10 protein-coding genes are annotated in these 9,837 nt (G+C 61.6%); 6 read left to right on the top strand and 4 right to left on the bottom strand.

Annotated elements, in window-relative coordinates; all coding sequences use genetic code 11:
• Positions 1–181 precede the first annotated feature (181 nt).
• Entirely contained in the window at positions 182–1,435 is a 1,254-nt protein-coding gene (locus PQQ96_RS32490; RefSeq protein WP_408300149.1) for an MFS transporter, read from the bottom strand.
• Positions 1,432–2,382, bottom strand: coding sequence for a PRC-barrel domain-containing protein (locus PQQ96_RS32485; RefSeq protein WP_408300147.1), 951 nt, complete (start codon positions 2,380–2,382; stop codon positions 1,432–1,434). The genes PQQ96_RS32490 and PQQ96_RS32485 overlap by 4 nt, the downstream gene beginning before the upstream one ends.
• A gap of 539 nt (positions 2,383–2,921) precedes the next feature.
• On the opposite strand from PQQ96_RS32485, the gene PQQ96_RS32480 reads away from it, so the two are divergent.
• From PQQ96_RS32480 to PQQ96_RS32465, 4 genes are all read left to right on the top strand, one after another.
• Positions 2,922–4,304 carry an NCS2 family permease gene (locus PQQ96_RS32480; RefSeq protein WP_408300145.1) on the top strand — a complete coding sequence of 461 codons (1,383 nt, stop codon included), beginning with the start codon at positions 2,922–2,924 and terminating at the stop codon, positions 4,302–4,304.
• A gap of 239 nt (positions 4,305–4,543) precedes the next feature.
• The gene (locus PQQ96_RS32475; RefSeq protein WP_408300143.1) at positions 4,544–4,969 is read left to right on the top strand and encodes an ArsR/SmtB family transcription factor; all 426 of its coding nucleotides are present in this window, start codon (positions 4,544–4,546) and stop codon (positions 4,967–4,969) included.
• Positions 4,966–5,106, top strand: a complete 141-nt coding sequence (locus PQQ96_RS32470) for a hypothetical protein (RefSeq protein ID WP_408300142.1) — start codon at positions 4,966–4,968, stop codon at positions 5,104–5,106. The genes PQQ96_RS32475 and PQQ96_RS32470 overlap by 4 nt, the downstream gene beginning before the upstream one ends.
• A gap of 74 nt (positions 5,107–5,180) precedes the next feature.
• Positions 5,181–5,918: a DUF899 domain-containing protein gene (locus PQQ96_RS32465; protein WP_408300140.1), complete on the top strand. Its 738-nt coding sequence runs from the start codon at positions 5,181–5,183 to the stop codon at positions 5,916–5,918.
• Between the two features lie 60 nt (positions 5,919–5,978).
• On the opposite strand, the gene PQQ96_RS32460 is transcribed toward PQQ96_RS32465, so the two are convergent.
• Complete coding sequence (locus PQQ96_RS32460; RefSeq protein ID WP_408300138.1) at positions 5,979–6,824, bottom strand: helix-turn-helix transcriptional regulator; 846 nt, start codon at positions 6,822–6,824, stop codon at positions 5,979–5,981.
• Positions 6,825–7,072: 248 nt separating this feature from the next.
• On the opposite strand from PQQ96_RS32460, the gene PQQ96_RS32455 reads away from it, so the two are divergent.
• Together PQQ96_RS32455 and PQQ96_RS32450 are read left to right on the top strand one after the other, a co-directional pair.
• Positions 7,073–7,909, top strand: a complete 837-nt coding sequence (locus tag PQQ96_RS32455) for a carbon-nitrogen hydrolase family protein (protein ID WP_408300136.1) — start codon at positions 7,073–7,075, stop codon at positions 7,907–7,909.
• A gap of 198 nt (positions 7,910–8,107) precedes the next feature.
• Entirely contained in the window at positions 8,108–9,475 is a 1,368-nt protein-coding gene (locus tag PQQ96_RS32450) for an APC family permease (RefSeq protein WP_408300134.1), read from the top strand.
• A gap of 93 nt (positions 9,476–9,568) precedes the next feature.
• On the opposite strand, the gene PQQ96_RS32445 is transcribed toward PQQ96_RS32450, so the two are convergent.
• Positions 9,569–9,751: a hypothetical protein gene (locus tag PQQ96_RS32445; protein WP_408300132.1), complete on the bottom strand. Its 183-nt coding sequence runs from the start codon at positions 9,749–9,751 to the stop codon at positions 9,569–9,571.
• Between the last annotated feature and the right edge of the window lie 86 nt (positions 9,752–9,837).

Below are 9,837 nucleotides of genomic sequence, written 5' to 3'. Positions count from 1 at the left end.
ACAACGCTAATAATCCACTAAGAATTCAAGGAAAGCCCAACGCCGTAGGCACACAAAAAACAAGCGCCGAGCAGGCAAACAAATCACGGAAAGGCCAAGAACCCAGCTCAAGAGAAGGCCCACGCCGCAGGCACACAGAATCAAAGCGCCGCGCAGGCAAAACCAAAACCAAAACCCGCCCTCATCTAACCGCCGACCCCCCATCAGCCACAGGCGCAGCCCCCTCCGCAGCAGCGGAATCCCTTGTCTCGGGCATCGCCGCCCACACCAGCAAAACAGCCAACGCGCCCGCAGCAGCAAGTCCAAAGAAACTCACCGCATTGCCAAAATGATCCGCCACAAACCCAGCAGCAGTCGTGCTCAAAGTCGCCCCAATCCCAGCCGCCAACCCAAACAACCCAATACAAAGGTTATAGCGCCCCTTCCCGCCAGCGACATCGGCGGCAATCAACGGCAGCATCACACCGAACACCGCGGCGCTCAGGCCGTCCAGCATCTGCACCGGCACCAGCAAATAAGGGCTGCTGATCCCGGCAAACAACAACGCCCGGATCGGCAATGCAGAAAACCCCAGCAGCAAAATCGGCCTGCGGCCCCACCGCTCGGCAGAGCGCCCAACCCAGGGCGACATCATCGCCACAATCGCCTGCGGCACGATAATGCACGCGGCAATCACGAGCTGCACGTTGTCCCCCATGCCGGCGGTTACTTCGCCAGCAGCAAGGTTCAGCATCGCCGCATTCGACAAGTGGAACAGCACGATACAAGCCGCAAACAGCAGCATGCGCTTGTCGCGCAACAACTCGCGCAGACTCTCGCGCCGTTCGATCTGTTCAGGTGTCGGCCCGGCTTTCGGCAACTCAATCGTGTCGGTGCGCTGGATCATCGTCAGCGCAAACAGCGCCGGAACGGCGAGCGCCGCAGTCAGCCAGAACACCGCGCGAGGGGAATAGTATTCGCCGAATACACCCATCAGCCCGGCCGCGACGGCACTGCCGATCGACGCCCAGCGCGCATTGCGTCCCAACCGGTCGCCCAGATTCGCGCGCCCCACCAGCGCAAACGAAATCGCGGCCAGCGCCGGCGTCAGCATGCAACTGGCAAAGCCGTGGAATACCTCGGCGGCGATCACGGGCAGCACAGTCGGGCTCGCGGCCAGCAGCACCGCGCTGAGGATGATCGCGACAATCGCCCAGGCGGCAGCGCCTTTTTTGTTGCGCAACGCGTCGACGGCAGCGCCGCCCGGGACCTGGCTCACCATCGCGCTGATGGTGCCGACCGACAGCGCCATGCCGATCTCGCCCTGCGTCCATTTGTGCGAAGCGAGATACGAGGCAATGAACGGCCCGAAACCCGTCTGCACGTTTGCGACGAAAAAATTCAACCAATCGAGCGCGCGCAAGCTGCGCGCATTAACCAGAGTGCGGCCTATCATCGGGCCGCCCGTGCGTTGGAGCCCGCGGTAACAGTAGCCGGCGCGGCGGGCGATACAGCGGCCGGAGCGGGAGGCGGCGCCGGCGATACCGCACGGACTGGCTGGCCGCTGGCGTACGGCGGCGTCGCGTTGATCTGCGCATCGCTCAGATCGATCAGCGGATGCAGTTCCTTGTCTTTCATGACGAAACGCAGCGCCGACCAGTTGGCGGCAATCGTGCGCCGCTCGGTGCTGACCATGCCGTTGACGTCGAGCACGACGGCCTGCGGCTGCGCGTTGGCGTCGATCAGCACGTCGATCACGCGGCCGACCTTGGCGCCGTTCGAACGCTCGACATCGGCATCGATCAGCGGTAATTGCACGGCAGCGGACTTTGCCGCAGGCGTCGGCGCGGCCGTCGCGTTGAGCGTGATCGGCGCGGCCTTCGCGGTCGGCGTGAAGCGGAACGCGCCCCACGGGAAATTGACCTTGCGGTCGCCGACGCCGAGGAAGCCTTGCAGATTGACTACCATCTCGCGCGGCTTGCCGTTCGCATCGGCGATCATGTCGACCGCGCGGCCCACTACCTTGCCGTCGGGCTTTTGCACTTCGCTATCGAGCAGCGTACGCGCCTCGCTGCGCTCGATCGTGCGCAGCACGATCAGCGGCGGTGGGGCGGGCGGGGGCGGCGCGGGCGTGACGACCGGCGGCGGAGGTTCGACCTTGCGCGGCTTGACGACGGGCTTCTTCGGCTTCTTCGGCTGCTCGGGTTCGGCCGCCTCAGTCTCGACGGGTTCCGGCGCGGTGGCGGCCACAGGGGCGCTCGCGGGCTCGACGGGCATGACCGTAGCATCGACAATCGGCGCCTGCTGCGGGCCCCACAGCAGGCTGCAACCAGACAGCGCGAACAGAGCGAACACAGCAAGAATCAGAAGACGCCCGGCAGGACGCGAAAAACCGCCGCTCATCAAGAGGGACTCCATGGGCCAGTGCGGACGGGCGCTGTGGAGCGCCGCAGCAAGTCACGCAGTTAAGTCAGGTAAGGGCCAGAGTGTAACCCGTGGCACCGGGGCGGCCCGGTTTTGCAGGCTTTTTGACAGGTGCAGCCGAGGTCCGGTTCATGCCGCATTGCGCATTCATCGCATGTTTGTTGAGCGTTGTTACCCCCTGTTTATTGCGGGTTTTCTCAATCCGGACCCCTCAAAACCCTCTCACAACTTCATGACAAACCGTAGGTGTAAACACGCGGAGCGACCCCGTGGTTTGCCGTCCCTTAAACGATATAAGCATCGTGACATGCCGGGCATGCCATTCATGCGATGGGAGACATAATCCTGTTGCCCTACATTTCGGGACAGCAAAAGAAGAACGGAGCATGCGGGTTGTGGACGCATCGCAAGCCGACGTTCAAACCTTGCCACACCACATTAGATCAACGCAACGAGACGAACCTGATGGCGGCCGGAAAACGGGCCGTTTCAGCACGCTGATAAAGGAGGCACTCATCATGATGGAACCCCAAGCCCAACCGATTTCTGAAGTCGGCGCCGAATCATTCGACGGAAAGGGCTTTCTCGACCGCTACTTCGAAATCTCTTCACGCGGCAGTTCGCAGCGTACGGAAATTGTCGCGGGCATCACGACCTTCCTCGCGATGGTCTATTCCGTGTTCGTCGTGCCGGGTATGTTCGGCAAAGCGGGCTTTGACACGAGTGCGGTGTTTGTTGCCGTGTGTCTGACGACCGCCTTCGGCTCGCTGCTGATGGGTGTGTGGGCGCGTCTGCCGATCGCAATCGGCTGCGCGATTTCGCTGACCGCGTTCACCGCGTTCGGCCTCGTGCTCGGTAAAGGTCTGCATCCGAATGTCGCGCTCGGCGCGGTGTTCCTGATGGGGCTGGTCTTCACCGGGATTTCGGTGACGGGCGTGCGTTCGTGGATTCTGCGCAATCTGCCGACCGGCATCGCGCACGGCACGGGGATCGGCATCGGCCTGTTCCTGCTGCTGATCGCCGCGAATGACGTGGGTCTGGTCGTCAAGAATCCGGGCGCTGGTCTGCCGGTCGCACTCGGCAATATCACGGCGTTGCCGGCGATCATGTCGGTGGCGGGTCTGGCTGCGATCTTCGGTCTGGTGCGCCGTCGCGTGCCGGGTTCGATCCTGATCGTGATCGTCGCAATCTCGGGAATCGCTCTCGTGATCGATCCGGCGGTGGCGTTCCACGGCGTGTTCGCCGTGCCTTCGCTGAGCGCACCGGGTCATGCTTCGCTGATCGGCGCGATGGACATCAAGGGCGCGCTGTCGATGGCGGTTCTGCCTAGCGTGCTGGCACTCGTGATGACCGCCGTGTTCGACGCAACCGGCACGATTCGCGCCGTTGCCGGCCAGGCGGGTCAACTCGACGAGAACGGTCGCATCATCAACGGCGGCCGTGCGTTGACGGCGGATTCGCTGAGTTCGATCTTCTCGGGCCTGCTCGGTGGTGCACCGGCGGCTGCCTACATCGAATCGACGGTCGGCGTTGCAGCCGGCGCGAAGACCGGGATGGCGGCGGCAGTGGTCGGCCTGCTGTTCCTGGTGGTGATGTTCTTCTCGCCGCTGGCCAGCCTCGTGCCTTCGTATGCAACGGCCCCGGCGCTGATGTACGTCGGTCTGCTGATGCTCTCGAACGTGAGCAAGCTGCACATGGACGACATGGTCGACGCGATGTCGGGTCTGATGTGCGCCGTGTTCATCGTGCTGACCGCGAACATCGTGACGGGCATCATGCTCGGCTTCGCGACGCTGGTGATCGGCCGCGTTGTGAGCGGCGAGTATCGCAAGCTGAACGTCGGCACGGTTGTCATCGCTGTCGTGCTGGTTGGCTTCTATCTTGGCGGTTGGGCGATCTGATTCTGTCGGATTGCGTTTTACGCGATTTGCTGTAACGCGAGAGCGGGGCGCGTTTTATCTGGCGCCTTGCTCGAACGTGTAGTCGGTTGTTCTCCACCTTGACGCGACGTGTTGCAGGGTTTTTTCTGCGATGCGTCGCGTATCTTTTTTGTAGCGTTCCCTTCGCCTCCTCCTGCGCGCTTTGAGAAAAGCACGCACCTGTCCTTGACATCCCTACGCGTGTTTCTATACTTAACCTCATGGTTAAGTTTAATGAAGCAGTACTCGATCGCACCTTTGCCGCGCTGTCCGATCCGACGCGGCGGGCGTTGCTCGCGCGTCTTTCCGAACTGAGCGATCTGTCGGTCAGTGAACTCGCCGAGCCGTTTGCGATGTCGTTGCCCGCGGTGATGAAACACCTCGACGTGCTGTCCGAGGCGGGTCTCATCACGCGCAGCAAAACCGGCCGGACGGTGGCGTGCCGCCTGTCCGCCGGGCCGATGGAGGAGGCCATGGAATGGCTTGGCCGTTATCAGCGCTTCTGGTCCGAATCACTCGATCGTCTTGCCGCTTTCGTCGAAGAGGAAACCCCATGTCCACCAAACCCAGCCTTACCCTCCAGCGCCGAATCAACGCCGCGCCCGCCAAAGTCTTCCGCGCCTCTACGGAAGCGGCGCAACTCATGAAGTGGATGTGTGCGAGCGATGCCGCGGTGACTCATGCGGAACTGGGTGCGCGCGTGGACGGGCGCTACTTGATGCGGTATCTGCACCAATCCGGCTGGAGGGGTGGCTTCGATTCGCCGGAACGCTACTTCGCCTGAGTTCACCTCAGTGCACCTGAATTCGCCCTGATTTTGCTCTATCGAACCTGCACGATGCAGAGAAGGAGACGCACATGGATCCGCAACACCGGATTGGTACGAGGGAAGAATGGCTGGCCGCCAGCAAGGCGCTATTGGTCGAAGAGAAAGCGTACACGCGCGCTGGCGACGAACTCGCCCGCAAACGCCGCGAATTGCCGTGGGTGAAGGTCGACAAGACCTACCTGTTCGATACGCCGCAAGGCCGCAAGACACTCGCCGATCTGTTCGACGGCCGTAGCCAGTTGATCGTCTATCACTTCATGCTGGGCCCGGATTGGGAGGAGGGCTGTTTCGGGTGTTCGTTTGTTTCGGATCACATGGACGGCATCCTGACGCATCTTGAGCATCACGACGTATCGTACGTGGCGGTCTCGCGTGGGCCGCTCGCGAAGATTGAGGCGTTCAAGAAACGGATGGGCTGGAAGTTTCCGTGGGTGTCGTCGAGTGAGAGCGATTTCAATTTCGACTATCACGTGTCGTTCACGCCCGAGGAAGTCGCCAGCAAGAAGGTGTTCTACAACTTCGCCGAGCAGGATGTCGGTATCGACGAGCTCCCCGGTCACAGCGTGTTCTACAAGGACGAAGCCGGCGACGTCTATCACACGTATTCCACCTACGGACGCGGCGGCGAGCAGTTCCTCAGCACGTACGCGCATCTCGACGTCACGCCGAAAGGCCGCGAGGAGAAGAAGAATATGGGCGAGTGGCTCAAGCACCACGACCGCTACGAAGAGAACACGAAAAGCGCTTGCGCCGCGTGCAATTCATAGCGTGTCAAATCAGGGGCAAGCGCGCGACGATAGCGCGCGCTTGCGGCAAACAACGGGACGTCATGCCCCTTTGCGTCCCGCCTCATAAAACAGCGCGAACAACTCCGACTGCGAGTTGACGTTGAGCTTCGTATAAATGTGCTTCTTGTGCGCCCGCACCGTCTCGAACGAGATCATCAGTTTCTCCGCGATGGCGCGCGTTGAAAATCCACTCAAGGTCAGCATCGCCACTTCCACTTCGCGCGCGGTGAGTGACGAGCGGCCGCTCACCGACGACACCTGCTCGAAGCGTGCGGCGTAGGCGGGTGCGTCCGCCGCTGCGCCCAGGTCGGTTGTTGTTCCCGTCACCACGTCGCTCGCGGCCGGTTCCGCTGCGTCGAATGTCTCATACGGCAAGCGCTGCCGCAGCAGCGCGATCACCCATGGCGCGCAGAGCGCGAGCACCGACAGATCGCGCTCGCCATAGCGCTGCGTGGCGCCAAGCGAAAACGCCAGCGTGTGCCGCGCGTCGATCATGTAGTTGAAATGCACTTCGTCGCCGACGATGTTCTTTCTGAAGTACCGCTGGTAGTAGTCGGTCATCGTAAAGTTGTCGGGCGCGACATCCGCAAGCGTGACGAAGCCCGATGCAGGCTTCCCGGTCGCGGCGATATAGAACGGGTCGAGCTGATAAAGCGCGCTGAGATAGTCCTGGAACATCGTATCCACGGTGCCGTCGGGCATCGGCGATTCGGCGCAGACAAGCGGCGCCACGCCTGCCGTGAAGCGCAGGGCGACCCAGTTGTCGAACACGACATAGCGTTCGAGCGCGCGCGTGAGGCGGGTCCAGAATTGCGCGCTGTCGAGTGCTTCGATAACCGCGCCGATCTCACGATGAAAGGCCAGATCGCGCCATTCGAGTTCCATGCGTGCTCCGTTGAGGGTAACCCTGCTGGGTAATTACGAACAAAAATATGTCTGGTAATAATAGGCTCAACCTGAAACGCGGGCGGTCTGACAACAGCCGCTATTTAACGCGAAGCAGAACGGCAAGGACCGCAACCATTTTGCATGGGATCAGGGTAAGTGCTGAAGCGCTAACTCTGGTCGACCGCAGATTGCATGGGACCAGAGTAAGTGCTAAAGCACTAACTCTGGTCGACACAGGAGACAGAATGCTTCAACTCGAACTGGCACAGATCCAAATCGTGGATGGCGCGGTGGGCGTCGGCGGTGCAAATGTGCAACGCGTACTGCAAACCATCAGCCAGCGCGCGGCCGGAACCGATCTGATCGTGTTTCCGGAGACCACGCTGTCGGGCTTTCCGACACGGGACACCATCGGCGATGCGGCCGAACCGATCGACGGGCCGTCGCTGACCGCCGTACGCCATGCAGCGCGTGAAGCGCGCGTAGCCGTAGCAGTGGGGCTCGCCGAGCGTGACGGCAACCGCTTTTTCAACACCACGGTGCTGGTCGACGAGCACGGCGAGATTGTGCTGCGTTATCGCAAGACGCATCTGTGGGCGTCGGACGTCGGCGTGTTCGAACCGGGCGAGCGCTACGACGTGTGCAGTTTCAAGGGCATGACCGTTGGACTCCTGATCTGCTACGACATCGAATTTCCCGAAACGGCGCGGGCCGTGGCGTCGCTGGGCGCTGACCTGCTGATCGTGACGAACGGCAATATGAACCCATTCGGGCCCGTGCATCGCCGGGCGATCGTGGCGCGCGCCATGGAGAATCAGATGTTCGCGGCACTCGTGAATCGCATCGGTTCGGGTGACGACGACCTTACGTTCCCCGGCGAATCGGCGCTGATCGATCCGTTCGGCGACGTGGTGTGCGACGCCGGGCAGCAAGAAACAGTCCTGCGCGCCACGCTCGATCCGGCGCGTCTCGAAGGCGCGCGTGAACATTATCGCTATCTGCACGATGCGCGCATTGCGCTCGACCTCGCGACGGTGGACGGCGAGCACGGGCAACGTGCGCGTGTGATCCGCGCGCGTTAAGGTGCGCGCGCAAGTGCACGGGTGCAGGCGCATATAAGCCTAAATAAGCCTATACCCGCGCATTCGCGCACCACGTCAGGCAAAAAACCATCGGCGCGACCTGCGCGCATCCAGCAAGTCTGATCGACAAAGCTCGACCGGGACGCGTTCAACGCCGCCCGCGGCGACGCTCGTCCCATTATCAAGAGGAGACACCGCATGACCCCCACATCCCCCACCGAGCGCGCGGGCGCACCTGCCGCGCCCCAAAGTGCGCATCTGAAGCGCACGCTCGGCCTGCCTTCAGTCTTGCTGTTCGGCCTCGCCTATATGGCGCCGCTAATCGTCTATGGCACCTACGGTGTGCTGGCGAGCGCCAGCAACGATACCGCCGCGCTTGCGTATCTGATTGCTCTCATCGCGATCGCGTTCACCGCACTCAGCTACGGCAAGCTGGCGCGGCTGTTCCCGGTGGCGGGTTCCGCCTATACATACACGCGCAAAACTTTCAATCCGCATCTGGGTTTTATGATCGGCTGGGCCACCTTGCTCGATTACTTTTTCCTGCCGATGGTGATCTGGCTGATCGGCGCCGCGTATCTCAGCGCCGCTTTTCCGCACATTCCGAGCTGGATCTGGATCGTCGCCTTCATTGTGTTGACGAGTGCGCTGAACATTCTCGGCATTGAACTCGCCAACCGTTTCAACATCGTGCTGATGGTCGTGCAACTCGCGATTGTCGCGTTGTTCGTCGTGCTGTGCTGCCACTATGTGACTGCGGCGGCCGGCCCCGGCGGTCTGATTTCGGCCGAACCGTTCTTCAAGCCGCATGTGCCGTTCTCGGCGACGATGGCGGGCGCCGCGATTGCCGCTTATTCGTATCTCGGCTTCGACGCGGTGTCGACGTTGACCGAAGAAACCATCGCACCTGAAAAGACCATGCCGCGCGCGATCGTGCTGATTGCACTGATCGGCGGCGCGATCTTCGTGATCGCCGCGTACACGGTGCAACTCGCGCACCCGGGTGCGGTGTTCAAGGACCCGGATTCGGCCGCCTTCGAAGTCGCGCGCAAAGTGGGCGGCGATATCTTCGTGACGGTGTTTCTGGCTGGCCTGATTCTCGCGCAGTTCGCCTCCGGCATCTCGGCGCAGGCAAGCGTGGGGCGTTTGCTGTACGCGATGGGACGCGACGAAGTATTGCCCAAGCGCATCTTCGGTTTCGTGCATCCGAAGTTCAAGACGCCGGCGCTGAACATCGCGATCGCGGGCGCAATCGGTCTCGTCGCGTTGAAGCTCGATGTGGCGACGTCGACGTCGTTCATCAATTTCGGCGCGTTTCTCGCGTTCACCGCGGTCAATCTGTGTGTGATCCGGCAGTTCTTTAACGCGAAGGGCAGTGCGAACTCGATGGGCGTGATCGGCGGTCTGCTGTTTCCGCTGGCCGGTGCGGTTGCGGATATCTGGCTGCTGGTGAGCCTCGAGAAAACCGCGCTGGTGCTCGGTGCAATATGGTTCGTGCTGGGGTTGTGCTATCTCGGCTGGATCACACGCTGTTTCCGTCAGGCGCCGCCGGAAGTCGCGGTCTGATGCCGCTGCTCGCGCTTCTGCTGGTGATGATCGATTAGTGGCGAGGTGAAGCGCGAGTTAGAACGAATGACGCTGCGTCGCGCAGCGTCAATCTCAAAGCGCCATATCGAAAGCGGGCCTGAGGAACACCTCAATCGCCATCACGATAAGACTCATCGCGGCGGCTGCCAGCGTCAACGTGCCGTACTCGTCGTAGCGTGCATCGTAAAGGCACGCCACGATGAAAAGAATCGCCAGCAGGTTGGTCAGCCAGTAGAAATTCAGCGCCAAGGTCATCGATAAAATCCGGGCTCACGCGCGACTCGTATCGTCGAATCACGCTATAACGTGAGCCGGATTCTAACGAGTCGAGCTTACGGATT

This window comes from Paraburkholderia sediminicola, assembly GCF_046027825.1.
Lineage (GTDB): Bacteria > Pseudomonadota > Gammaproteobacteria > Burkholderiales > Burkholderiaceae > Paraburkholderia > Paraburkholderia sediminicola_D.
The sequence above is the reverse complement of the archived record's forward strand: the minus strand, read 5'-3'. Positions and strand labels throughout refer to the sequence as shown.

What these genes read in the sequence shown, in the direction of transcription:
- PQQ96_RS32480 (WP_408300145.1), top strand. Translation starts at nt 2,922, where the DNA reads ATGATGGAACCCCAAGCCCAACCGATTTCTGAAGTCGGCGCCGAATCA.
- PQQ96_RS32460 (WP_408300138.1), bottom strand. Translation starts at nt 6,824, where the DNA reads ATGGAACTCGAATGGCGCGATCTGGCCTTTCATCGTGAGATCGGCGCG.
- PQQ96_RS32490 (WP_408300149.1), bottom strand. Translation starts at nt 1,435, where the DNA reads ATGATAGGCCGCACTCTGGTTAATGCGCGCAGCTTGCGCGCGCTCGAT.
- PQQ96_RS32485 (WP_408300147.1), bottom strand. Translation starts at nt 2,382, where the DNA reads ATGAGCGGCGGTTTTTCGCGTCCTGCCGGGCGTCTTCTGATTCTTGCT.
- PQQ96_RS32475 (WP_408300143.1), top strand. Translation starts at nt 4,544, where the DNA reads ATGGTTAAGTTTAATGAAGCAGTACTCGATCGCACCTTTGCCGCGCTG.
- PQQ96_RS32445 (WP_408300132.1), bottom strand. Translation starts at nt 9,751, where the DNA reads ATGACCTTGGCGCTGAATTTCTACTGGCTGACCAACCTGCTGGCGATT.
- PQQ96_RS32450 (WP_408300134.1), top strand. Translation starts at nt 8,108, where the DNA reads ATGACCCCCACATCCCCCACCGAGCGCGCGGGCGCACCTGCCGCGCCC.
- PQQ96_RS32465 (WP_408300140.1), top strand. Translation starts at nt 5,181, where the DNA reads ATGGATCCGCAACACCGGATTGGTACGAGGGAAGAATGGCTGGCCGCC.
- PQQ96_RS32455 (WP_408300136.1), top strand. Translation starts at nt 7,073, where the DNA reads ATGCTTCAACTCGAACTGGCACAGATCCAAATCGTGGATGGCGCGGTG.
- PQQ96_RS32470 (WP_408300142.1), top strand. Translation starts at nt 4,966, where the DNA reads ATGAAGTGGATGTGTGCGAGCGATGCCGCGGTGACTCATGCGGAACTG.